Annotated in this window: 16 protein-coding genes; 4 read left to right on the forward strand and 12 right to left on the reverse strand. The window is 73.7% G+C overall.

The genetic code is table 11. The features are described 5' to 3' along the window. Positions 1-8 precede the first annotated feature (8 nt). A complete protein-coding gene (locus ACFY0F_RS30140; RefSeq protein WP_388801067.1) occupies positions 9-1,367 on the reverse strand; it encodes an alpha/beta hydrolase in 1,359 nt (452 codons plus the stop codon). A 281-nt stretch (positions 1,368-1,648) separates the two neighbouring features. Between ACFY0F_RS30140 and ACFY0F_RS30145 the strand changes: the two genes are divergently transcribed. Beyond that, positions 1,649-4,072, forward strand: coding sequence for a SpoIIE family protein phosphatase (locus tag ACFY0F_RS30145; RefSeq protein ID WP_388801069.1), 2,424 nt, complete (start codon positions 1,649-1,651; stop codon positions 4,070-4,072). 20 nt (positions 4,073-4,092) lie between these two features. Here the strand turns inward: ACFY0F_RS30145 and ACFY0F_RS30150 are convergent, their stop codons facing one another. The 4 genes from ACFY0F_RS30150 to ACFY0F_RS30165 all read right to left on the reverse strand — a co-directional run bounded on the left by ACFY0F_RS30150 (position 4,093) and on the right by ACFY0F_RS30165 (position 8,883). Next, entirely contained in the window at positions 4,093-6,939 is a 2,847-nt protein-coding gene (locus ACFY0F_RS30150; protein WP_388801072.1) for a type 2 lanthipeptide synthetase LanM family protein, read from the reverse strand. 105 nt (positions 6,940-7,044) lie between these two features. After that, positions 7,045-7,245: a DUF6229 family protein gene (locus ACFY0F_RS30155; RefSeq protein ID WP_388801075.1), complete on the reverse strand. Its 201-nt coding sequence runs from the start codon at positions 7,243-7,245 to the stop codon at positions 7,045-7,047. A 181-nt stretch (positions 7,246-7,426) separates the two neighbouring features. Further along, positions 7,427-7,900, reverse strand: coding sequence for a carboxymuconolactone decarboxylase family protein (locus ACFY0F_RS30160; RefSeq protein WP_388801078.1), 474 nt, complete (start codon positions 7,898-7,900; stop codon positions 7,427-7,429). 137 nt (positions 7,901-8,037) lie between these two features. Further along, positions 8,038-8,883: an RNA polymerase sigma factor SigF gene (locus ACFY0F_RS30165; protein WP_388801081.1), complete on the reverse strand. Its 846-nt coding sequence runs from the start codon at positions 8,881-8,883 to the stop codon at positions 8,038-8,040. Positions 8,884-9,194: 311 nt separating this feature from the next. Here ACFY0F_RS30165 and ACFY0F_RS30170 point away from each other — a divergent pair, with 311 nt between their 5' ends. Continuing rightward, positions 9,195-11,000: a hypothetical protein gene (locus tag ACFY0F_RS30170; RefSeq protein WP_388801084.1), complete on the forward strand. Its 1,806-nt coding sequence runs from the start codon at positions 9,195-9,197 to the stop codon at positions 10,998-11,000. Between the two features lie 62 nt (positions 11,001-11,062). Here ACFY0F_RS30170 and ACFY0F_RS30175 read toward each other — a convergent pair whose 3' ends face one another. Continuing rightward, positions 11,063-11,302 (reverse strand): hypothetical protein, encoded by a 240-nt coding sequence (locus ACFY0F_RS30175; protein ID WP_388801087.1) that lies wholly within the window; start codon positions 11,300-11,302, stop codon positions 11,063-11,065. An 81-nt stretch (positions 11,303-11,383) separates the two neighbouring features. Further along, entirely contained in the window at positions 11,384-12,586 is a 1,203-nt protein-coding gene (locus ACFY0F_RS30180) for an MFS transporter (protein WP_388801367.1), read from the reverse strand. A gap of 130 nt (positions 12,587-12,716) precedes the next feature. On the opposite strand from ACFY0F_RS30180, the gene ACFY0F_RS30185 reads away from it, so the two are divergent. Continuing rightward, positions 12,717-13,898 carry an acyltransferase family protein gene (locus ACFY0F_RS30185; protein ID WP_388801090.1) on the forward strand — a complete coding sequence of 394 codons (1,182 nt, stop codon included), beginning with the start codon at positions 12,717-12,719 and terminating at the stop codon, positions 13,896-13,898. A gap of 29 nt (positions 13,899-13,927) precedes the next feature. Here the strand turns inward: ACFY0F_RS30185 and ACFY0F_RS30190 are convergent, their stop codons facing one another. Both ACFY0F_RS30190 and ACFY0F_RS30195 read right to left on the reverse strand, forming a co-directional pair. Then, a complete protein-coding gene (locus ACFY0F_RS30190) occupies positions 13,928-14,845 on the reverse strand; it encodes an SGNH/GDSL hydrolase family protein (protein WP_388801092.1) in 918 nt (305 codons plus the stop codon). Between the two features lie 152 nt (positions 14,846-14,997). Further along, positions 14,998-16,461 (reverse strand): aminotransferase class I/II-fold pyridoxal phosphate-dependent enzyme, encoded by a 1,464-nt coding sequence (locus ACFY0F_RS30195; protein WP_388801095.1) that lies wholly within the window; start codon positions 16,459-16,461, stop codon positions 14,998-15,000. 180 nt (positions 16,462-16,641) lie between these two features. On the opposite strand from ACFY0F_RS30195, the gene ACFY0F_RS30200 reads away from it, so the two are divergent. Continuing rightward, the gene (locus ACFY0F_RS30200; protein ID WP_388801098.1) at positions 16,642-17,826 is read left to right on the forward strand and encodes an amidohydrolase; all 1,185 of its coding nucleotides are present in this window, start codon (positions 16,642-16,644) and stop codon (positions 17,824-17,826) included. Positions 17,827-17,859: 33 nt separating this feature from the next. Here ACFY0F_RS30200 and ACFY0F_RS30205 read toward each other — a convergent pair whose 3' ends face one another. The 3 genes from ACFY0F_RS30205 to ACFY0F_RS30215 all read right to left on the reverse strand — a co-directional run bounded on the left by ACFY0F_RS30205 (position 17,860) and on the right by ACFY0F_RS30215 (position 24,388). Continuing rightward, positions 17,860-19,542, reverse strand: coding sequence for a RecQ family ATP-dependent DNA helicase (locus ACFY0F_RS30205; protein ID WP_388801101.1), 1,683 nt, complete (start codon positions 19,540-19,542; stop codon positions 17,860-17,862). A 74-nt stretch (positions 19,543-19,616) separates the two neighbouring features. Further along, entirely contained in the window at positions 19,617-19,886 is a 270-nt protein-coding gene (locus ACFY0F_RS30210; protein WP_388801104.1) for a hypothetical protein, read from the reverse strand. A 53-nt stretch (positions 19,887-19,939) separates the two neighbouring features. Then, positions 19,940-24,388 carry an HAD-IC family P-type ATPase gene (locus ACFY0F_RS30215; protein WP_388801106.1) on the reverse strand — a complete coding sequence of 1,483 codons (4,449 nt, stop codon included), beginning with the start codon at positions 24,386-24,388 and terminating at the stop codon, positions 19,940-19,942. Positions 24,389-24,478: the final 90 nt, after the last annotated feature.

The following is a 24,478-nucleotide window of genomic DNA, read 5'->3' on the forward strand; positions in this document are numbered from 1 at the left end:
GACACCCCCTAGCGGCCGACCGTCAGGGCCGCCGGACGGTAGGGGACGTACGCCGCCCCGTCCAGACCGAGCGCAGTCGCCGACCGCTGCAGGGCCTCCGGGGTGGCGGCGTCCCAACTGCCCGTGGCGACGCGGTGTTCGAGTGCGTGGAGGGCGGCGACCGTCTCGGCGGTGGTGAAGGCGCAGTGGCCCTGGCGCTCGACGTAGGCCTGGCGCAGCAGTGCTCCCCGGCCGGCCGCGTGGACCCGGTCGGCGAACCGGCGCTCCTGCTCGACCGGGACCAGGTTGTCGGCGGTGGTGTGCACGTCCAGCAGCGGCACTGCGAGACCCTGGCCGGCGCTGGAGGTGCGCTCGGCGGTGCGGACGGCTGCCGGGTCGGCGGTGACGGCGGCGCCCGAGGTCAGGGCCCTCAGGTCGGCGCGCAGGTCGAGTCCGGCGGCCCGGTACAGGGCGCGGACCTCGGAGGCGTGTGCGGATCCGGCGAGGAGGCGGGTGTAGTCGATGCCCCGGTTCCAGGAGTTGTTGCCGCCGACGGACTGCTCCACCGCGTACCGGCCGCCCTCGACGAAGGCGAGGATGCCGCTCGCGAACCAGGCGTACTGCTGCTCCTGCTGGCCCGCCCAGTCGGCCGGCGCGGGAGCGGTCCGGCCCGGGGCCCACGTGGGGAGGTTGAGGAAGGCGGCGGCCAGCGCGATGCGGGCGCGGCCCTGTGGTGTGGACTGTGCGGCGGTGACGGCCGCGGTGAGCTTCTGGGCGGTGGCGGCGGCCTCGTCGGCGGAGCCGAACCGGACGAGTTTCACGTCCTGTTCGGGCAGGAGCAGCCGCGCCAGGGTGTACTCGGCGTCGAGTTGGTAGTTGTCCAGGTCGGTGCCGCCGGCCACCAGCCCGCACAGGCCCAGCGCGCCGTCGACGCGGCCGGCGCCGTCGCGGGCGATCCGGGCGTTGACCAGCCCGCCCATGGACTGCCCCACGGAGAGGGTGCGGCGCGGGGCACCGATCCGCGCGGTGACCGCGTCGAGCGTGGCGAACTGGTCGCGTTCGGCGCTGGCCAGGGCCCACATCGAGCCGTTCGGGTCGTAGGAGGAGCCGGCGAGCGCGTACCCCTCGGTGAGGAGCTCGTCGCGTACGGCGTCGGTGGGCGCGTCGCGAGCGACGAGCGGGCCGAAGCCGTGGCTGAACAGCAGCAGGGTGCCGTTCCAGTCGGCGGGGACGTCCGCGGTCCAGGTGGCTCCGTCGGCGAGGGTGCCGGTGAGATGGCCGGTGTTCGCCGTGCTCGCCCGAACGGCCGCCGGGGCGGAACCGGTCGTGAGTGCGGTGACCGCGGCCGTGGCCAGGGCGACGAGGGAAAGGCGGAGGCGGGTGCGCATGACGGCGGCTCCTGTCGGAGTGGGGGGCGGGAGCTGGTCGTGTCGAGGCTCGGTGCGCTGAACGCCAGGGAATCTAGGGCACTTTTCTTGCGGCAGTCAACAGAATGCACGACATTGCGTCGCGCGCTCCAGCCGCATGCCGGGTGGACCCTCGGGTGTGGACTGGTGCTCCGCGGTCTTCAGGATCATGCTGGGGAAGAGGGGCCCGGGTCACGCGGGTTTCCGGAGGACGAGCGGCGATGGAGCAACTTCCCACGCCTTCTGGCAGGCAGTCGCACGCGGTGCCCGAAACGCCCAGCACGGCCACGGTCACCGTCGACGAGCGCGGCGTCGTGACGGGGTGGAGCGACGGCGCCCAACGGCTGCTCGGCTATACGGCCCCGGAGGTCGTGGGGTACCCGGCCACCCGCCTGCTGGCCGACGACACCGGCGCATCCGACGACACCGGCCGGTCCGGTGAGCGGACGTGGCGGGAGGCGGCCGGGCGGGAGCGGTGGAGCGGCACCGTGGCGCTGCGGCACCGCGACGGCCACCGGTTGGAGCCTCGGGTGCTGGCGCACCGCCGCACCACGAACGCCGGCGGCGCGCAGTGGCTGGTGGTGTCCGCCGTGGCGGGTGCGGCACCGCAGCCCGCCGGCGCGGCCCTCGGAGAGCGGGCCTTCGCCGGGTCGCCTTTCGCCCTGGCGGTGTTCGACACGGATCCGCGCCTGGTGCGGGCCAGCGCCGGAATGGAGCGTGTGCTGGCCCTCGGTGAGGAGCAGATGCGCGGACTGCGTCTGCCGGAGATCGCGCCGCATCCGCTGAACGACCGGGCCGAGACGGCCATGCGGCTGACCCTCGCCGGCGGCGGGCCACAGTCGGTGCGGGTCTGTCTGCATCCCGCCGACGGGCAGGCCGAACGTGGTTGGCAGGGCTCTGTGACGCCGCTGGAGGACCCCACCGGGCGGATGCGTGGCGTGTGCCTGGCGGTGGATGTGCAGACGGAGCTCATGCGGCAGCGGATGCTGCTGCTGAGCGATGCCGGGTCTCGGGTGGGCGCCCACTCCGACACCCGGCGCACCGCTGAGGAACTGGCCGAGGTCGCCGTTCCGCGGTTCGCGGACGTGGCCGTCGTCGACCTGCTGCCCGACCGCCGGCCCGGTCCGGCTCCCGTCACGCCGGGCGGCGGGCCGCCGGCGCTGGACCGGGCCGCCGTGCGATCCGTGCCGTGCGCGCCCGGGCAGGGCCCGGCGCGCGTCGGCACGGTGGGAGAAGAGCCGCGCTACCCGGCGTGGTCGCCGGTGGCGGAGTGTCTGGTACGCGGACGCGGCGCGATGTACGCGGGCGGCGACGCGGCCCTCGCCCGATGGGCGGAAGAGGATCCTCAGGCCGCGTGGATCCGCCGGACGGGCACGCACTCGCTGATCGTCGTGCCGTTGCGGGCGGCCGGCACCACGCTCGGCGTCGCCCTCTTCGCGCGCCACCGGCGCCCGGAGCCCTTCGACGCGGACGATCTGTGGCTGGCCGAGCAGCTGGTGGCCGGCGCCGCCACCGGCATCCACAGCTCGCGCCACCCCCAGCAGCACACCACCACCATGACCCTGCAGCGCAGCCTGCTGCCCCGGACGTTGCCCGAGCAGGGCGCGGTGGAGATCGCCACCCGCTACCTGCCCGCCACGGGCCGCGCCGGCGCCGGTGGCGACTGGTTCGACGTCATCCCGCTGTCGGGGGCTCGTGCCGCCCTGGTCGTCGGTGACGTCGTCGGCCACGGCATCAGGGCCACCGCCACCATGGGACGCATCCGCACCGCCGTGCACACCCTCGCAGACGTCGACCTGCCCCCCGACGAACTCCTCACCCATCTCGACGACCTCGTCCTCCACATGGCCGCCGACGAAGCCGGTCCCGACAGCACCGACACCGCCGAGGCCACCGCGGAAGCCGTCGGCGGTGTCGGCACCACCTGCCTGTACGCCGTCTACGACCCGGTCACCCGCCGGCTCGCCCTCGCCAGCGCCGGGCATCCCCCGCCGGCCGTCGTCACCCCCGCCGGCGCGGTCCGCTTCCTCGACGCACGTCCCGGGCCGCCGCTCGGCCTGGGCGGCCTGCCCTTCGAGGCCTTCGAGACCGAACTGCCCGAGGGAAGTCTTGTCGTCCTCTACACCAACGGTCTCCTGCAGACCCGCGGCCACGACATGGACGACGCCCTGGACCGCATGTTCGCGGCCCTGGCGCGTCCCGCGGCCAGTCCCGACACCGTCTGCGAGCGCGTGCTGACCACTCTGCTCACCCAACGCCCCGACGACGACATCGTGCTCCTCGTCGCCCGCACCCACGCCCTGCACTCCGACCGCGTGGCCACCTGGAACCTGCCGTTCGATCCCGCCGTCGTCGCCCACGCCCGCCGGCAGGTCACCGACCGCCTCACCGCCTGGCACCTCGGCGACGCCGCGTTCATCACCGAACTGGTCGTCAGCGAACTCGTCACCAACGCCCTCCGGTACGGCCGGCCCCCCGTCCGGCTCCGTCTGATCCACACCCCCCACACCCTGACCTGCGAGGTCACCGACTCCAGCAACACCACCCCCCATATGCGCCGCGCCCACACCTACGACGAGGGAGGACGTGGCCTCCTCCTCGTCGGACAGCTCACCCGCCGCTGGGGCACCCGCCACCACCCCACCGGCAAGACCGTCTGGGCCGAACAGTTCCTCCCTGCGCACTGAGCGGGCTGAACTCGCCGAGGTCACTCGAGGAGGAGAGGATCGGGCAGCTCCGCCGCGGGGTGCATGCGCAGCAGGGTGTGCACGACTCCCGCCAGACCGGACATGAGGCTGGGGGAGAACGCTTCACGGGCCAGGCCGCCGACCGGGCCGCGTTGTTCGAGGCCGGTGAGGATCTCGGCGTCGAGGGCGAGGGGGTCACCGTGGTTCATGGCCGTGAGGAACTCCCACAGCCCGAGGTCGCCATGGCACAGGGTGTGGCTCCAGCCGAAGCCCTCGGCGGCGCAGGCGTGCGCTGCTCGCTCGGCCATGCCGAGGTGTGCGGGATCGCCCGCGCGGCGGTACAGGTCGAGCATGCCGATGCCGATCCCCGCGCTGCCGTGGCACCAGCTGGTGAAGAAGTCCTCCTCGGCGCCGACGCGGACGTCGAGCCAGTTGCCGTGCTCGGGCAGGTAGAGGGACTCCTGGAAGGCGAACGCCCGCTCGGCGAGGTGTGCCCAGCCACGCCGTTCGGCCGCGGTACCCGCGTCGCTGAGGGCGAGCCGGGTCAGCGCCCAGCCGATGCCGGTGGCGCCGTGGGCGAAGCCGCCGATGCCCTCGGGGTTGAGCCTGGTCGTCCAGCGGGCGCCGCCTTCGTCGACGGTGGCCAGCCCGGTCAGCCGGCGGCCGATGTGCGCGGCGGCGTCGAGCCAGCGGTCCTGTCCCGTCGCGGCGGCCAGGTCGAGCAGGGGGACGATGCCGCCGCCCGCCCCGTTGAGGAGGTCCACCTCGATGTCGTCCTCGACCAGCCTGCTGCCCGCGGTGAGTTGCAGGGCTCTGTCGGCGGCCCGCCGCAGCAGCCGGTCCTCGCCGAGCACCCGGTGCAGCGCGAGCCATGTCCACACCTGGGACGCGGCACCGCTGAACGCCCCGGGTGACGGCGTCGGCGTACTGTCCTCGGTGCCGGTCAGCACCCGCAGCGCACCCTCGAAGGTCTCCGTGACGCCCGGTACCTCGTCCGCCCGTCCGGCCCGCACCTCGGTGACGTACTCCGCGAGGGTCAGCGCCACGCCGCCCTGCCCGGTGTAGAGGTCGGCGGGCAGCACCCTGATGGACCACCCGGCGGGCGCGAAGACGGGGCTGATCCAGGTGACCGTACCGTCGTCGCCGCGCACCGCCCCGTCGCACAGCCGCCGCACCATCCGCGCCGCCAGGTCACGGCGGCGCCGCTCCCGGTCACGGGCGTGCGGGTCGTGGGCGGCGGCCTGCACCCGCTGGGGCAGCGAACGCTCGTTGAGGTAGGCGCCCACCAGCGCGTCCTGGATCACCGACTCCTCCAGCGCCAGGTCGGCGGTGCGCCAGTCCTCGACGGTGGACCGTACGGCCGCCGCGTCCACGGTGAAGGTGAACATCGGTACGTCGCCGACCAGGAGGTCCGCGATCTCGCCGTCGACGGCCGCGCGTTCGGTCGGGGCGCCGGGCAGCACCTCGGCGTTGCGCCGCAGGATGTCCCGGGCCCGTTCGACGGCCGCCGCCTCGTCGTGCAACGACGCCGGGTGCCACAGCATGCGGCCGATGTCGACGTACGCCTGCGTCGGCCGCAGGATGCGACGTGCCCGGACGCCTTCGAAACGGCGCAGCAGCCGGTACGGATCGGTGCCGGGCCGGTGGAGGTGCGCGGTCATCTCCCGGAAGCCGGCCAGGATCCGGTCCCAGTAGGCGCTCAGCACCGGGGTGGGGCTGGGGTGGTTGCCCGTGGCGGGCATCGCCACCAGGTCGACCTGGAAGCGGGCCGCCGCGGTGCCACCGTCCGCGATCACCGGGTTCGGGATGAGCGGCTGCTGGCCCGGCAGTGCCCCGACCCCGGAGATGTCGACCCCGCCGAGGGCGAAGCCGGTGCCGCGTACGGGCAGCAGTCCGGTGCGCAGGACCGTGCGGCGGATGGCCGCCGCCGCCACGTCCACCGCGTCTCCCCGGCCGCTGGGCGGGAAGGGCGCCGGGGCGTCGAAGAGTGTCTCGGCGTCCACGATCACCGGCACGGGGCCCTCGGCGATCATGTTCTCGGCGTGCATGTCGGTGCCGCCGGTGAAGCGGAGGACGGCCAGCCAGTGTCCGATGCCCCGGTAGAACACGGCGAGTTCGGCGTCGTCGGCGCAGTAGCGGTGGCGGACGAACTCGGCCCAGCCGTAGCCGTCGCGGGCCAGCGTGCGCGGCACGCGGATGCGCTGGTCCGGCGCCGGTGCGCCGGGGAAGTCCGCGTAGAGGTCGTCGAGCAGCGCGCCCAGCGCCACATCCGTGCCGGACGGCCGCGGCTTGTACATGACGCTTCCGCCGGCGAAGTCGACCCGGCTGACCGTCAGTCCGCCCCGGTGGGTGTCACCCGCACCGAACGTCACGGCACGCACGTCGCCCGCAGGGCCGCCCAGGAGCGGCCGCAGCAGTTCACGGTCCGCGGCGAGGCGCTGCGCGAAACCGGCCGTCGCCGCCACCGAAAGCCGCGCCACCGACGCGATCCGCTGCCCCACGGTCGGGTACCGGTCGGCGAGCCGGTCCAGATAGCCGTCCTCGCCGGCCTGTTCGATGAACGCGGCCCACGTCTGCGTGTCTGAGCCGGGCCCCGGGCCCTCGGCGGACCTGCCGCCGCCCGCCACCATGTGCAGCGCGTGCAGTTCGATCAGGAACAGGCGGGACAGCTTGGCGTGCAGGGACTTGCGCAGGGCGCTGTCTCCGGCGTCCAGCATCGTGTCCCGCTCCTCCCGGCCGAGGCCGGGCATCGCCGCCAGCCGCCGGGCCAGCTCTTCACGCCACGGGCGGGCGATGGCCCGCACGGGTCGGTCGAACCATTGCTGCTCGTCGCTTCCGTCCGGCCTCACCGGCACCGGTCCGCTCACCGTCCACCCTCCTGGTACCGAAAGGAGCACGGGGAACCGCGCGACCGGTCGTGGCTCGGCGTGCGGCTCCCCGCGCTCGCGTCCTTCTGGAAGTGCCTCAGGTGATCAGCAGCACCAGCTGCCGTGCGACCCGCTCGGGCTGGAACAGAAGCCGTAGAGGGAGTCGCTCGGGTCGGTGAGCGCGGCCTCGGCCGCGCTGCCGCCGACGTAGAGCGGCCCGGCCGGGTTGGCCTGCCCGTAGGCGCTCTCGGCGCCCGACAGCCAGGCGTCGAGCACGGCGGCGGTGGAAACTCTGTTCTGGGGCATGGACGGCCTCCGAACGAGGGGATTGGGACGGATTGCCCAGCCCCTGAGTATCGTCGGGTTCGAACGCCGGTCAGACGAGCAATCCGGCCACACTCGCGTGGTGTTCATGGGGTGTGCGACGGCCTGCGGGGCCCCAGCGGCGCACGGGCGGGTTCCCGGCGCCGAGGTGGGGAGCTCCTCCTCAGCCGAACTGGCCGGGCTGGTAGTCGCCGGCGGGCAACTGGACGATGACGTTCACGCGGTTGTAGGCGTTGATCAGGGCGATCAGGCTCACCAGGGCGGCGAGTTGGTCCTCGTCGTAGTGCTTGGCGGCGTTCGCCCAGGCCTCGTCCGTGACACCACCGGCGGCGTCGGCGATGCGGGTGCCCTGCTCCGTCAGCTCCAGCGCCGCGCGCTCGGCGTCGGTGAACACCTTGGCCTCGCGCCAGGCCGCGACCAGATGCAGACGGGTGGCGGTCTCCCCGGCGTGCGCGGCGTCCTTGGTGTGCATGTCGGTGCAGAATCCGCAGCCGTTGATCTGGCTGGCACGGATCTTCACGAGTTCCTGTGTCGCGGCCGGCAGTGCCGAGTCCGACACCACCTTGCCCGCCGAGTTGAGGTACCGCGCGAACTTGCCCGCGACCGGGTTGGCGAAGAGGTTCAGACGAGCTTCCATGGTGGCTCCTGTGTCGTCATCGAGGGGGACACCTCTCTGACGGAAGCGCTCGCCCCGATGTGACAGCCAGGAAAGTGGTCTGCGTCACACCCGTGGCGCGGGTTCGACCCGCGCCACGGTCGGCTCCTTCGCAGACGTCAGCCGGTGGCGAGCATGCCCTCGCGCAGCCTCGCCAGGGTGCGGGACAGCAGCCGGGAGACGTGCATCTGGGAGATGCCGAGGCGTTCACCGATCTGCGCCTGGGTGAGTTCCTCCACGAACCGCATGTGGATGATCTGCCGGTCCCGCTCCCCCAGCTCGGCGATCATGGGTGCGAGGGCATGGAAGTCCTCCACCAGTTCCAGCGCCGTGTCCTCGGCGCCGACGAAGTCGGCCAGTGCGGTCTCGCCGTCCTCGCTGCTGTTGATCGCGGCGTCCAGGGAGGAGGAGTTGTAGCCGTTGGCCGCCAGCCGGGCCTCGACGACCTCGTCCTCGGACAGGCACATCAGCGTCGCCAGTTCCTTGACCGTCGGCGTCCGTCCCAGCCTGCTGCGCAGTTCCTCCGTGGCCTTCGCCAACTGCACCCGGGCCTCCTGCAGCCTCCGGGGTACGTGCACGGCCCAGGAGGTGTCGCGGAAGAACCGCTTGATCTCGCCGACGATGTAGGGCACGGCGAAGGAGGTGAACTCGGCCTCGCGGGACAGGTCGAACCGGTCGATCGCCTTGATCAGTCCGATCATGCCGACCTGGACGATGTCCTCCATCTCCTCCGGGCCGCGGCTGCGGAACCGGCCCGCAGCGAAGCGGACGAGGGACATGTTCATCTCGATCAGCGTGTTGCGCGCGTAGCTGTACTCGGGCGTGCCCTCCTCCAGCACCGCCAGCTCGTCGAAGAACAGCCGGGACAGCTCCCGGGCGTCCCGCGGGGCGACCTTGGAGGGGTCGGCGACCTCCGGCAGCCCGGCCGGGGCCGCCTCCCTCTTCACCTGCGCAGTCGCCGCCATGAATGCCGCCCCTTCGAAAGTAGGTGATCCCGTCGCCCGTCAGGAGACCGGCGACGGCCAACGAGGCACCGCGTACCCCCCTCACGCCCCCTCATGTCACCGAACTTCGGGCGCGGTCGGCCGAAGCGGCGACCGAAGGGCGGACCGGAGCATCACGAAGTGGTAACAGGAGGCACGCAAGGGGGAGTTGTCGTGGGCTCGGGCCGCCGATTGGTGAGGACCGGCGGCCCGGGGACGCGGGCGTGAGGCCGCTCCGGGTCGGGTAGCCATGCGGTGCTTCACCAGTGCCGGACGGAAGGGGGAGGCTCTCGGTGTCGGATGCGAGGCCGCCGGATACCTGGGAGCCGCATGAGCGCCGGCTCTGGCAGGCGTACCGGCGGGGCCAGTGGTGCGAGGACGTGCCGGAGGTTCGCGCCGAGGTCGTACGGTGGCTGCTCGTCGCCGCACCCCGCCCGGTGCAGGGCAGCCTCGCACGCCTGCGGCTGCGGGGAACGCGGATCACCGGACGGCTCGACCTCGCCGAGGCGGACGTGCGGGGGGCGATACGCCTGCGGTCCTGCCGGCTGGACGAGGCGCCCTGCTTCGACGGCGGGCGCTTCAACGCCCTGGAGGTCAGGGACTGCACCCTGCCCGGACTCACCGCGGTGGGGGCCCGGATCGATCAGGAGTGCGTGCTCGCGGACTGCGCGATCGACGGCACGCTCGATCTGCGGTCCTTGAGCGTGGGCACTCGGCTCTCACTGAACCGCACGCGTACGACGGCTTCGGGCGGACAGCCCGCGATCGACGCCGAGTCCCTCTCCGTGGAGGAGGGCTTCACGGCGGCCGGCCTGGAATGCGCCGGGCCGGTCCGTCTCACCAGCGCCCAGATCCGGGACGCGTTCACTCTGCGCGGCGCACGGATCCGGGGCGGCATTGGCCTCTACGGCGCCTCGATCGGCGGATCGCTGCACCTGGAGGAAAGCACCCTGGCCGGCACGGGCGACGAACACGGCGCACCGGCGCTGGAGTTGCTGTGCGCCACGGTCGGCGGTGACATCCAGGCGGGCCGGGGACTCGAGGTGCGGGGATGCTTCGACCTGCGGGACACGACGGTGCGCGGCAGCGTCGTGCTGCGAGGAGCCCGGCTGCACCGCCCGGACGGCACGGCACTCATGGCCGAACGCCTCCACGTCGGCGGCAACTTCGACTGCCGCGGCGGGTTCGCCGCGCGGGGGACCGTGGACCTCTGCGACGCCCGGATCGGCGGATCCGCGCATTTCGAAGGCGCCGACCTGACCGGTCTCACGGGCCCGGCGTTGCGCGCCAACGGCATAGAGGTGGGGGCCGAGTTCAACTGCTGCGACGGGCTGACCGCGCACGGCCGGGTCTCGCTCAGCAGCATCACCGTACGCGCCAAACTCTGCTTCAAGGACGCGCTGTTCGACGTGCCGAGCGGCAGGACCGCGCTGACGTGCCGCCGCTCCACGGCCTCCGAACTCGCGCTGAAGCCCCGCGAAGCCCCTGTCGGCACCATCGACCTCAGACACACCCGGGTCGGCGTGCTACGGGACGACCCCGCGACCTGGCCGCGCGCGCTGCTCCTGGAAGGCCTCGTGTACGACAGCGTGCACCCCACCCTGCCCGGCGGCAGACGGCTCCCCTGGCTGGACCGGGACCCCACCGGCTTCGCCCTCCAGCCCTACGAGCAGTTGGCGAGCACCTACCGGCAGCACGGCCGTGACGCCGACGCGCGCACCGTGCTGCTGGCCGAGCAGCGCCGCACCCGCGCCACCCTCAGCCGGGCCGCCCGCACCTGGAGCATCCTGCAGGACCTCACCGTCGGCTACGGCTACCGGCCGGCCCGCGCGGTGTGGCTGCTGGCCGCGCTCTTCGCGGCGGGCACCGCCGTCTTCGCCACCTGGCCCCCGCGGTTCACCGGCGACGGCGCGCGTCCGGACTTCCAGCCCGCCATCTACACCCTGGACCTGCTTCTGCCCGTCGTGGACTTCGGGCAGCAACCGGCTTTCACGGCACGCGGCGCCACACAGTGGGCGGCCGTCGTCCTGGTCGGTTCGGGCTGGCTGCTCGCCACCACTGCCGCGGCGGGCGCGAACAGGGTCCTGCGCAGAAGCTGACCCGTCTCGCCCCGTTCCCGGCGGAACGACATCGATCGGCGCTCCGCTCGGACCGCCATCGGTCACCCGCGTCGTCCGCGCCGCGCCTTCTCGATGTCCCGGAAGTGTTGTTGGTCCCGTTGCTCCGCACGACGTCGCGAGAGAGTCACAACCGGCGCGATCGCCATGTAGAGGACCGACATCATCAGGCAGCGAGGGCCCAGTTCAGAGCTCCATGACCTGTCGATGATCAGGGTCATGACCACGCCCGCTGCGATCCCCAGGACGACCGGCGCACCCACCCACTTCCACCAGCGCTTCATTCACGGCGGATACCCCGCTTCGCACTGCGGCTTCACGGCAGGCGGGGATCAGCCGGCAGCTCGACTGCGGCTGATGGGGAGTCACGAAGCCCGGGGCGGGTGCCGCCACACGCGGGTGCCCACCGCCGCGACGAGCAGCACCGCGCATCCCGCGAACACCAGGCCGGCGCTGCGCACCCCCAGGGTCACCGCCAGGGCGCCCACTCCGACCACCGGCAGCGAGATGCCCACGTACGCGACGACGAAGAACGCCGAGATGGTGGCGCCCCGGTGCTCCTGGGGAGCCGCGGCGCTCACCGCGGTCAGGCCCGCGCGGAAGGCCATGCCCTGCCCCACCCCGCCCGTCACCGCTCCCGCGAGCAGCACCGGCAGGGAGGTCAGCAGCAGCGAGGCGCCGACGAGGAGGAGGCCGAGGACGAGTACCAGGCAGCCCCACGGCAGGGCTCTGCGCGCGCCGACGCGTCCCATGAGCAGTTGTCCGCCGGTCGAGGCGCAGAACACACAGAACACGACGGCTCCGGTCACCGCCAGGTTGCGCTCACCCAGTGTCTGGGCGAGGAAGGCGGGGGCCACGGCCGTGAACAGACCGAGCAGGGAGAAGCCCGCGAAGGCGGCGAGGGCGCAGGGCGCGAACACCCCCCGCACCTCGGGCGGCACGGTCATGCCCTGCGGCCGAAGGGGGGGCCGGGGGCCGGAGCGGTGCACGGTCTCGGGCAGCAGGAAGGTGACCGCCACGGCGACCGCGAGGAGCCCGAGATGGACGACGAAGGGCAGTACGAGCGGCCAGGGCGCGTACTGGGCGAGGATGCCGGAGACGAGGGGGCCGAGGCCGAGGCCGCCCATGTTGGCCGCGGTCGCCGCCAGCCCGGCGCGGGCCCGCAGTCCCGGCGGTGCCAGGTCCAGGACGGTCGCGGTGGCCGTGCCGCTCAGCAGGCCCGCCGAGAAACCCGACAGCACCCGGCCGGTGTACAGCAGTGGCAGTCCTCCCTCGAAGAGGAAGCACACGGCGCTTAAGCCGGACAGGGCGAGGGCCCACAGCAGCATCGGACGCCGCCCCAGCACGTCGGAGAAGCCGCCGGCGACCAGCAGGGCGGTGATGACGCCCACCGCGTAGACGGCGAACACGACCGTCACGATCAGCTCGGAGAAGCCGATCTGCTGCCGGTACAGCCCGTACAGCGGTGTCGGCAGGGTGGTGCCCATCATGCCGACGGCGAAGACGCCCGCCGCGGCCTTGTATCCGGGCCGACGGCTCTGCCGGGCGGCTGCGGCTTCACTTCTGATCACACCTCACCATAGACACCCGGCGGTGTGATGTTTCGCACGAGAACGGCTTGAACGCGGACGAATGGGCAACGTTCCCATTCATGCCCCGATTCATGCCCCGAGCGTTCGTCGAACGGCAGGAGATTACATGACGGCGACCACGGCGACCCGGACGCCGCCCGCCACCGCCGCCCCGGCCACCAAGCCCACCACCACTGTCCCACCGTCGGCTTCGAGACCCTCGCTCCCTTCCCTCACCGGGCTGCGCTGGGTGGCCGCGCTGCTGGTGTTCGGGCTGCACGTGCACAACTTCGGCTACTTCGGCGGCACCGGCGGCCGCATCATGACGTGGGCGTTCGGGGCCGGGGCCAGTGGAGTGTCGTTCTTCTTCATCCTGTCCGGGTTCGTGCTGACGTGGTCCGCGCGCCCGGACGACCGGGCACCCGGCTTCTGGTGGCGGCGTATCGCCCGCATCTACCCGGTGCACCTGGTCACCGTCGCGATGGCGCTGCTCATGTCCTGCACCCTGGCCCATCAGGCGAGGCCGACGCTGGGTCAGGGACTGGCGGACGTGCTGCTGGTCCACTCGTGGTGGCGTCCGTGGTGGCAGACCCTGAACCCGGTCAGCTGGTCGCTCGCCTGCGAGGCCTTCTTCTACGCCGCCTTCCCGCTGCTGGCCCTGCTGCTGCGCCGTCTCGGCGCCCGGGGATCGGCGGCCCTGGCCGGGGTGTCGGTGCTGGCGGTGCTGGTGCTCGCCCGTGCGGAGGCACACCACTGGTTCAGCCAGTCGATCAGTTCCTTCCCCGCTGCCCGCCTGCCCGAGTTCGTCCTCGGCGCCGCGACCGCCCGCCTGGTGCTCCTCGGCCGGTGGCGCGGGCCCGGTCTGGAGGCCTCACTCGCCCTGGCGATCATCGGCTACTTCCTCGTCCCCCAGGTCACCGCCGGCTATCCGGCCACGACCTGCACCATCATCGGATTCGCCCTGCTCATCCCGGCCGCGGCCGTCGCCGACCTGCAAGGCCTGCCGTCGCTGTGGCGGCGTCGACGGCTGGTGCGCCTGGGGGAACTGTCGTTCGCCTTCTACATGGTCCACCTTCTGGTGATCCGGGCCGCTGCCGACGTGCTGGGCAAGTCCCCGCACTTCGGCCTGCCGGCGGGCCTCGCCGTCACCGCGATCGTCTTCGCCCTGTCGCTCGGGCTGTCCTGGCTCCTGTACGAGGCGGTGGAACGTCCCGCCCGACGACTGCTCCTGCGCGGGCGGCGACCGGCCGCCGCGTCGCAGCCGGCGCCGTCCACCCTGCCACCGTCCGCTCCGGCGGCGGGCGACTGAGCCACCCGGCCGGACCGCTCGGCTCCTGGTCAGTCGTGGCCACGCCCCCGGTCCAGCCGCGCCAGCACGGCACGCGCCATGACGTCCTCGCCCTTGGCGTTCGGGTGGGCGGGGGCGGCGGGCGAGGCCGGCTGCAGTGGTTCGATCCAGCGGTCCGCGGGCGCCTTGCACATGTCGTGCCCGCGGGTGGGTCCGTAGGTGTCGACATACCCGGCGTGGTTCCACGCGGCCACCAGACGCAGCATCAGATTCAGCCGTCTGCCGGTGTCCCGGAGGTAGGGGAAGTCGCCGGTCGCGAACGGAACCGAGGGGTAGCAGCCGCTGCCGTCGTCGGGCAGGAGGTCCGGGTAGCCGACGACGAGCACCCGCGCGTGCGGGGCCCTGGCACGCACGGCCCTGAGGACGCCGTCCACCTTCGGGGCGGTCCGCATGATGTTCACCGCCAGCTGGTCGACGCCCGAGGAGCTGTAGTAGCGCTCGCACGGGTCTCCCGTCGGGTCCTGGGAGCCGATGCGGGCGCAGGTGGCGATGATGGAGCCGAAGCCGATGTCGTTGCCGCCGATCTGGACGGTCACCAGATCGGTGTCCCGTCGCAGGGCGTCCAGCTGAGGGGCGTTGGAGCCCTGCGCCTTCCACATGTTCTCGGTCGTCGCCCCGCTGCAGCTGACGTCCTCGAAGGCGGTCGCCTGCCGTTCGGCCGCCACGATCGACGGGTAGTTGTGGTCGGACCGCGCGCAGTTCGCGTCCACCTGCCGCGGGATGAAGGGGCCTGCCGTGTAGGAGTCGCCGAGGGACACGTACCGCGTGTCGCGATCGTGTCCGCCGGCTCCGCCTGCGGCGGCGGGTGTCGTGGAAGCGGCGACGAGGGCGCATCCGGCGAGCGCCGCCCCCACCACCGCCCGCCGCCGGCGCCTCGCCGCTCCGCCCGGATGCGTATCGCCCGCCATCGGATTCCTCCCCCTGATGCCTTCGCACGTTCGACGGGGTCTGTATACCGTCCGGTACGTCCGCGAAGCCAGAGGCGGGAACCGACTGCCGGTTTCGGGGCAGGGAATTGACGGACGGTCATCCGGGCCGGGTGGCCGACGGCGCGGTCACGTCACTTCCGGGCCACCACCCGCAGGGTCTGTACCGACGGGTCGGCCGCGTCGGGGATCAGCATGCCGTGTTCGACGCCGCTGCGCAGGTAGTCGAGGACGTCGTCGGTGATGACCTCTCCGGGAGCGATCGCGGGCACCCCTGGAGGGTAGGGGCTGATCATCTCGGCGGCGATCCGGCCCGCGGCCCGCTCGGCGGGCACATGCTCCGCCTCGGCGAAGAACGCCTCGCGCGGCAGCATGGCCTGTTCCAGCTCCAGGTCGGCGGGCGCGGGCAGATGGACCGCCGGCTGCCGCTCGATGGAGTCGGCGCCTTCGACGAGCGCGCGCAGGGCGTCCACCAGGAGCTTCTCGGTCTCGTCGTCGTCGGCGTAGGTGATGGAGGCGCTGATGCGGCAGGTGTCGGAACCGCCGACGTCGACGTGCCGCTCGGCCCGCAGCCACTCGGCGGCCTGCATACCGCTGATACCGAGCTCCCGTACGTCGATCACGATCTTCAGCGGGTCGAACTCGGCGGCCAGCCCCTCGTCCACGACCTCCTGGCCCATGGGCCTCAGGCCGGGCAGCTCCGCGGCGGCGGCGCGCACCCGCTCGGCCCGGTGCAGCGCGGCTTCCAGCAGATCGTGTCCGTGCTCGACCATCTGGCGGCGCCAGCCGTCGAGGGTGGCGAACACCAGGGTGGAGGCGCTGGTGGTGCCGAGCAGGTCCTCCCGTTGTTTGAGGACCTCGGGCGACACCCGGTCGTACTGGAGGTGGAAGACGGAACTCTGCTCGACGGCGCCGCCCATCTTGTGGACGCTGGTGACCACCAGGTCCGCCTCGGCGTCCATGCCCCAGGCCGGCAGGGCGGGATGGAACGGCAGGTGGGCGCCCCAGGCCTCGTCGACGATGAGGGGCACGTCGAACTCGTGGCACACCCGGGCCACGCCCCGGATGTCGGCGCAGGTCCCCCAGTCGGTCGGGGTGATCAGCAGCATCCCCTTGGCGTCCGGGTGCTCCTGGAGGCGGCGGCGCACGTCGTCGGGCTCCGGCGGGTGGGCGATGTGGCGCTCGGTGTCGTACTTGGGGTGCACCCAGATCGGCTCGACCCCGTTGACGACGACGGCCGAGATCACCGACTTGTGCGCGTTGCGGGAGATCAGCAGCTTCTCTCCGGGCCCGGCGACGGACAGCATGGCGGTCTTGACCGACAGGGAGCTGCCGCAGGTGGAGAAGAAGGCCTGCTCGGCGCCGACGGCGTCGGCCATCAGTTCCTGAGCCTGGCTGATGACGCCCTGGGACTGACGGCGGTCGTCCAGTCCGTTGAGGGAGAGCACGTCGGAGCGGAACACGTCCATCCCGACGATCTCCGCCACCCGCGGATCCACACCCCGGCCCTGCTTGTGTCCGGGCGGGCCGTAGGCGACGTCTCCACGGCGCCGGAACTCCTGCAGCGCCTCCAGCACGGGCACCCGCGAGTGGTCCATCGTTCCTCCCATGTCGGTCCCCCGGTTCCTGGCGCGGGCGGCGCACGGCCGTGGCCCCAGGGACCCGGGTTGCACCCGGCCGGGGTGCCGAAACCCGATGGGTGTCGCGGCACCCGGACGGTGGAACCCGCAGCGGTACCAGCGGTACGCAGGAGAAGCACCCGACGCCGAGGAGGCCGCGTGGCCCGCACGCCGGACGACGTCCACGAGGACATCCGCAAGGAGGTGGCCGACCGGGCCGACGCGCTGTGGGACGTCGCCCTGCGGCTGCACGCCGATCCCGAGTACGCCTTCGCCGAGCACCGGGCGGCGGCCCTGCTGACGGGCGAACTGGAACGCGCCGGTCTGGCCGTCGAGCGCGGGGTGGCGGGCATGCCTACCGCGTTCACCGCCCGCTCCGGCCGGGGCAGGCCCACCGTCGCGCTGCTGCTGGAGTACGACGCCCTGCCCGGGCTCGGCCACGCCTGCGGCCACAATCTCATCGCGGCCGCGGGCCTGGGCGCCGCGCTGGCGGTGCACGCCGTACTGGCCGGTTCCACCGGCTCGGTGCTGGCCGTGGGCACACCCGCCGAGGAGGGTGGCGGCGGGAAGGCCGTCGAGGTGGACGCCGGTCTGTTCGACGACGTCGACGCCGCGCTGATGTTCCATCCCGGGGTGTACGACTGGCGTCGGGCGCCGCTGACCGCGCAGGTGCAGTACCAGGTGGCCTTCCACGGCCGGGCCGCCCACCCCACGGGCAACCCCGCCGAGGGCATCGACGCGCTCGCCGCCCTGATCGAGCTGTTCAACGTCCTGGCGGTGCTGGGCCGGCGCCTGCCGGAGGCCTCCCACGTCCAGGGCATCGTCACCGAGGGCGGCACGGCGACGAACATCGTCCCCGAGTACGCGGAGGGGCGGTTCGGGCTGCGGGCGGCCACCGACCGCGCGCTGGACGAGCTGATCGGGCAGCTGCGCGAGTGCGCCGAGGGCGTGGCGCGGGCGACCGGGACGCGGGCCGAGGTGCGGCGGGCCACGGTGCGTTACGACCACTTCCGGGACAGCGAGGTGCTGTCCGACCGGTTCGCCGGACATCTGTCCCGGGCGGGGATCGTGCTGACGCCGCCGGTGCCCGGGGTGTATCTGGGGTCGTCGGACATCGGCAACGTCAGTACGCGGGTGCCCGCCATCCACCCGTTCGTCGCGATCATGGGCGAGGACGGCTCGGACCACACCGTGGAGTTCGCCGAGGCGGCCGCCTCGGAGCGGGCCCGCGAGGTGCTGCTGGCCTCGGCGGAGGCACTGGCGTGCACCGCGGCGGACGTCCTGCTGTCCCCGGAGCTGCGCGAGGAGGCCTGGGCTCGGCACCGCTCGTCCGTCGCGCTCTGAGCGAGATCGGCGGGGCGTGGTCCACGAGAGCTTCTAGGTGCCGTCCGGTGGCCGTACCACCGTGAGCAGGTCGTCGTGTTCTTCGAGGGCCTCCAGGGACAGTGTGCGGTAGCCGGCCTGGTCGAACAGGACGGTGATGCGGTCCCCGTCCTCGCTGAGCACCGTGCCCCCGCCCCACTCGGCGTGCCGGACCTGGGCGCCGACCGGGTAGGCGGACGCGGCGGGGTGCCCGAGGCCGCTGCGGTCCTCCTCGCCGCCGGCTGCGTGCGCGTCGGCGGCGTCGCACACGTCGCAGTTTCCGCACGGCGCCCGGTACTCCTCGCCGAAGTAGCCGAGCAGGAAGCGGCGCCGGCAGCCGGTGGTCTCGGCGTAGGCCCGGGCCATGTCGACCCGGGACCGGTCGGTGCGCCGGTGCGCCTCGGCCGCCCGCTCGGCCCGCTCCACCGCGGTGTCCGGCGGTGCTCCGGGGGACGGGTGGACCTCGCCCTCCGCCCCCGTGGTGACGGCGCCGGCCTCCTCCAGGAGGTTGACCGCCGCGGTGACCCGGTTGCGGGACCGGCCCGTGTCCCGGCGCAACTCGTCGAGGCCTGCCGGGTCGGCGCGGTGGTCGTGCACGGCGTTCACGACCTCGGCCAGGACGTCGTGGCCGGGGGTGCGGCCGGCGAAGTAGGTCTGCATGCCGCTGTCCTCGGACCGGTAGTGGAGTACGGCGAGGGCCGGCTGTCCGTCCCTGCCGCAGCGGCCGATCTCCTGGTAGTAGGCGTCGAGCGAGCCCGGCAGCGAGGCGTGCAGGACGAACCGTACGTCCTCCTTGTCGATGCCCATCCCGAACGCCGAGGTCGCCACGACCACATCCGCCTCCCCGTTCAGGAACGCGTCGTGGATCCGGGCGCGTTCGGCGGCGCGCAGTCCGGCGTGGTACGCCTCGGCGGAGAAGCCCAGGGAGGCCAGCTCCCGGGCGTAGTGCTCGCTGTCCTTGCGGGTCGCGGCGTAGACGATGCCCGGCTTGGGTTCCCCGGCCGCCCGCTCGAGGACCGCGCCGCGCCGCTCGTCATCGGCCAGGAAGCGGCGTACCTCCAGCCTGATGTTCGGGCGGTCGAAGCCCGCGACCGTCACGTGCGGCCGGTCCATGCCGAGCCGCTCGACGATCTCCTTGCGTACGGGCGGAGCCGCGGTCGCGGTGAGGGCGAGCACCGGGGGCCGCCCCACGCGGCGTACCGCCTGTTCCAGACGCAGGTAGTCGGGCCGGAAGTCGTGGCCCCAGGAGGAGACGCACTGTGCCTCGTCGACCACGAACAGGGCCGGCCCCGTCTCGGCGAGCCGCTCCACGACCTCGTCCTTGGCCAGTTGTTCCGGCGCGAGGAACACCAGGCGCGCGTCGCCCTCGCGCACCGCCGCCCACGCGCTCTGGGTCTGCGCCGCCGTCAGATCGGAGTTGACGGCCACGGCGCCGGGCGCTCGGTCGCCCTCGGGCAGGCCCGCGATCTGGTCCCGTTGGAGGGCGAGCAGTGGTGAGACGACCACCACCGGCCCGGGCAGCAACGCGCCGGGGACCTGGTAGACGGCGGACTTGCCGGATCCCGTCGGCATGACGACGAGGGTGTCCCGGCCGTCCAGCACGGACTCCATGGCCGTGAGCTGCTCGGGCAGCAGGGTGTCCCAGCCGAACACCTCGGCGGCGGTTCTGGTCAGTCGTGCGGTCTGCTCTTCGTCCATGGGCCGCCCGGGTACCCCATGACGCCGACCGGTCACCCACCTCGATGCCACGGCGACATGCCCGACCGGACGGGTCAGGGCATGTCGCCGTGCCAGTCGTAGCGGGTGGCGTCGTGGGGCCGGGGCGCGTACAGGGCGCGGCCGCCGGGGCCGTAGCGGCCTATCTCCGTCACCAGCGCCACCGGCTCACCCGGTGCGGCGCGGCCGCGGCGGTCGGTGACATCGAGCAGCAGCCCGTCCAGCGGACCGCCGACCAGTTGGGCGTAGGCGCGGTCCGGACGAGGGCCGGCGTTTTCGTGGTCGGCCCCGTACACCCGGCCGCGCATGAACTCCTGCTCATCCATGCCGGGCAGCCTCGCATCCGGCACTGACAACGAGGGCCCGCTGTGCGGGCGCGCTACGTCGCCGGGGCGGCCGCGGGGGTCCTGCCGGAGAGCGCCCGGTCGAGCGACTCCCAGGCCCCGCGCACCGCGTCCACGACCCGCTCCGGCGTGCTCCCGCCGGACGGCCGGCCCGCGGACGGCCCCCACCAGCGCAGCACGGCCCGCTCCACCTGCGGCAGCGCCCGCTGCCCGGCCACCGCGAGCGTGATGGCCGCGACCACTCCGGCCCAGCCGAGCGGGCCGAGCGGCGTGCAGCCGAAGAGGTGGCTGATCCCGGGCGTCTGGACCAGGGCCACCAGCGCCGCGGCCGAGCCCAGCGCGGTGACCCGCACCAGCGGGCTGTCCCGGCGGTCGGCGAGGGTCTGCGCCAGCTGGGTGCCGACCACGGCGCACAGGGCCATCGTGGTGGAACGGCGGGCCGTGCCCGGGGTGAAGCGGCCGATCAGCCAGGCGGTGGTCGCGCCCAGGCAGGTGGTCAGGGCGCGGTGCCGGATCTGGCGGATCAGGGGCCTGCCGAGGAGGGACGTGACGAGTTGCGCGTCGGGGGCACCGCCCTCGGTCTCGTCCCGGTCGTCCTCGTGCGGGGTGACCGCCACGGCCATGGCCGGGAACAGGTCCGTGAAGAGGTTCACCAGCAGCATCTGGCGGGTGGACAGCGGTGCCGAGCCCGACAGCAGGCTGCCGAGGATGCCGAAGCTCACCTCGCCGGCGTTGCCGCCGATCAGGATGGCGATGGCGTCGGCGACACAGCGCCACAGGGCCCGGCCCTCGGACACCGCGTCGGTCAGCACCGAGAGGTCGCCGTAGGTGAGGACGATGTCCGCGGCGTTGCGGGCCGCCGCCGAGCCACGGGCCTTGATGCCGACGCCGATGTCGGCGGCACGGATGGCCGCGGCGTCGTTGGCGCCGTCCCCGACCATGCCGACCACCCGGCCCGCGTCCCGCAGCGCCTCGATCACCAGGAGCTTCTGCTCGGGTGCGACGCGGGCGACCACGTCCGCGTCCCGCAGGATCCGGGCCCGCTGCGAGCGGTCCGCGGCGGCGAGCTCGTCGCCGGTGACGACGGCGGTGTCCTCGGGCCAGCCCAGCTCGATCGCGATCGCCCGGGCGGTCTGCGGATGGTCACCGGTCAGCATCACGGGCCGGACACCCGTCTGCCGCAACTCCTGCACCAGGTCCCTGGAGTTCTCCCTCGGCACGTCGGAGAGTCCCAGCAGGCCGGTGAAGCGGAGGCCCTCCAGGGCCTGGTCGAGGGCGTCGGCGTCGTCCTCGCCGTCCTGCAGCGGGCGGTGTGCCACCGCCAGGACGCGCAGTGCGTCGCCGGTGAGCGCGTGGGCCGCCTCGGAGGCTTCGGGCGGCAGGTCTGCGCAGGCGGGCAGAACGGTCTCCGGGGCGCCCTTGACCACGAGGACGCGGGTCGCGTCCGCGGTGCGGCCGACGGCTGCCGCGTAACCGCGGCCCGTCTCGAACGGACGGCCTTCGGTCTGCACCCAGTCCGGGTCGGGCCCGGCGGCGTCCAGCACCGCCTCGTCGGTGGCGTGGGCGGGCCTGCGTCCCCCGTCGCCGTTCAGCCGGGGGCAGGCCCGGGCGGCGGTCCGCAGGGTCTCGGCGGACTCGGGGCTGTCGGCCCTGCGGACCGTCCCGTCGGCGTCGGCCACCCGGACCAGACGCAGCCGGTTCTCGGTGAGCGTGCCGGTCTTGTCGAAGCAGAGGGTGTCCATCCGGCCCAGCGCCTCCAGGGTGCGCGGGGTGCGGACGAGGACGCCGCGCCGGCTGAGCCGCCGGGCGGCGGCGAGCTGGGCCACCGTAGCCACCAGTGGCAGTCCTTCGGGGACGGCGGCGACGGCCACCGAGACGCCGCCGCTCACCGCCCGGCGGATCGGGGCACCGCGCAGCAGGGACAGCCCTGTCACCGCGGCTCCGCCCGCGAGCGTCAGCGGCAGTGCCTTGCGGGTGAGTTCCTGGAGCCGGGCCTGCACCCCGGCGGACGGCGGCTTGCGGGCGGCGAGGTGGACCGCACGGGCCGCTTCCGTGCGGTTGCCGGTGTGCACCACGATCGCCTCGGCGTGTCCGGCCACCACGGTCGTCCCCTCGAAGACCATGGACCGGCGGTCGGCGACGGCGGCCCCCGGGGTGGGGTCGGTGTGCTTGTCCACCGGCAGGGACTCGCCGGTCAGCGCCGACTCGTCCACCTCCAGCCCGTCCTCCCACAGCAGTCGGGCGTCGGCGGGCACGACGTCGTCGGCGCCGAGCGCGATGACGTCGCCGGGGCGCAGTTCGGCGGCGTCCATGGTCCGCGCCGCTTCGGGTGGCACGGCCTCCTCGGGCTCCCCGGGTTCGCCCGGCTGCCGGGCCGGGCGGCTGAGGCGTGCCTTCTGCTTGTGTTCGGCCAGCAGCCCGGACAGGGCCCGTTCGGCCCGCAGTCGCTGGACGCCGCCGATCAGCGCGTTCAGGTCGAGCGCCCCGACGACCAGCAGGGCGTCCACGGCGGAGCCGAGGATCGCCGACGCGGCGGAACCGACGGCGAGCACCGGGGTGAGCGGATCGTCGAGTTCGCGGCGTACCGCGCGGCCGAGCTGTACCGACCAGCGGGCCGGGGCGGACGCGGGGCCGAGCACGGGGTGCCGGCCGGCGGCCACGGCCGCGTCGCGTACCCGGGCGGTGGTCCGCTCGACGGTCGTGGGCTGTGGTTCCGTCTGCTGGGCCAGTCGCTCGTGGACCTCGTCGAGTTCCAGGGCGTGCCATGCGACACGCGGGCTGGGGTGTGGTGGGCGGGCCGTCGCCACGCCGAGGGCCGCGCGTGCCCCGCTGAGCAGGGCGACGGCCGCGCCCGCGTCGACGGGCGCGTGCCGCAGCCCGGGCAGTGGCCCGGGGGTCTTCTTCCTGGCCTCACCGACGGCCACCATCAGCCCGGACAGTACGGCGCCGGACCGGGCCAGGGTCTGCGACCTGCGGCCCACGTCGCGTGCGGCGGGGACGGCGGTGAGCAGCCGCCACACATCGGTCAGGCCGTGGGCGGCCAGGACGTCCGCGCCCCAGACGACGGCCCCGTCGCGGTCGGTGAGGGCGATGGCCACGTCACCGCCGAGCAGGCCGGCGAGCACATCGGTGTCGTCGGGCGAGACGGGCCGGGCGACCGTGATGACGGTGCCCCCGTTCTCGCGCAGCTCGCGCACCACCTCGTGCCACGGCCGGCCGGCCTCGACGACCTGGTCGGCGAGCCCCGCGAAGTCGGTCAGGGCCGGATCCTCGGTCATCACCACGCGCAGCCCCGCGTGCCGCGCGGCGTCGAGCACGGCCTCGCACCACGGGTCCGCGACACCGTCCGGTGTGCGCAGCGCGTCGGCGTGCAGCGCGAGGGTCTGCGCCGTTTCCAGCTCGCGCAGCCGCGCGGTCTCCCGCACCAGCACACCCTGCCGGGCGAGCGCTCCGCTGAGCACGGCGTGGAAGGCGCCCGGCCCGTAGCGGGCGGCCTTCGGCGAGCCGGCCAGCAGCGCCTCCGCGGCCTCGTTGACGTCGTGTTTGACCACTTCGGTCACCAGGGCCCCCAGCACGCTGCCGACGGAGGCGTGGGCGGCGTACTCCTGTTCCGGGACGGTCCGCAGCGCGGGGCGCGGGAAGCGGTCGGCGGCGACGCTCGCCCGGTCGGGCCCGGACAGGCTGTCGTGCGCGGCGTCGAACGCGGCCGCGCGCGCCACCCGGTCGGCGAGCTGGCACGTGCGCAGCGTCCCGTCGAGCACCAGGGCGGTGGGCGTGCGGTCGGCGGCGTGGGCGGCCGCGTTGGCGGTGGCGAGCACCAGGTCCATCCGGGACCGGCCGACACGGCTCGCCAGCCAGGAGCGGAAGCGGGGGCTCTCGCGCAGCAGGGTCACGCCCGCGGTCACCACGCGGGGGGTACGGGGCAGGGGCAGCGTGGACGAGCTGAAGCCGATGGCGGCGCCGATGACGTCGACCGCCAAGGTGGCGGCCGCGGTTCGTACGGCGCCCGGGTCGCCGGGATGGGCGAACTCCTCAGGTTCGTCGTCGCTCACGGCCAGGCCGTGGCGTTCGGCGAGGGTGGCCGCGTGCTCCACGACCGTGTCGGTGAGCGCTTCGTCGGCCGCGGTGACCACCAGCCGGCCGAGCCCGCCGTCCCAGTAGGCGAGTACCACGTCGGGGTGTTCGGCCAGCGCCTCGGCCACCTTCCGGCCGATCCGCGCGACCTCCCGGGCGTCGTCCCCCAGCCCGGGGCGTCCGGTGTCGGCCCGGCGCAGCGAGAGGTGGGCCCGCGCGCCCGACCGCCACTGACCGGTGTTGCCGGGCAGGGCGTTCCGTACGACCCTTCCGACCCGCGCCGTGCTCTCGGCGCCGCGCACGCCCGCCCGTGCCGCCGCCGCGGCCGCGCCGGCGGCCAGGCCCGCCGCCGGCGCGGCGCCGCCCGCCAGCAGGCGGGGACCGGCCAGCACCACTCCCGCAAGCCTCATCTCGCTCCCTCAGTCGCACGGCGCTCCTGAGTACCGGGTTCCCGCTTTGCCTGGTCATCACATACGAGTCACCGGATCGGAGGCAGCGGA

The organism is Streptomyces sp. NPDC001544 (genome assembly GCF_042894285.1).
In the GTDB taxonomy this organism is placed as follows: Bacteria; Actinomycetota; Actinomycetes; order Streptomycetales; family Streptomycetaceae; genus Streptomyces.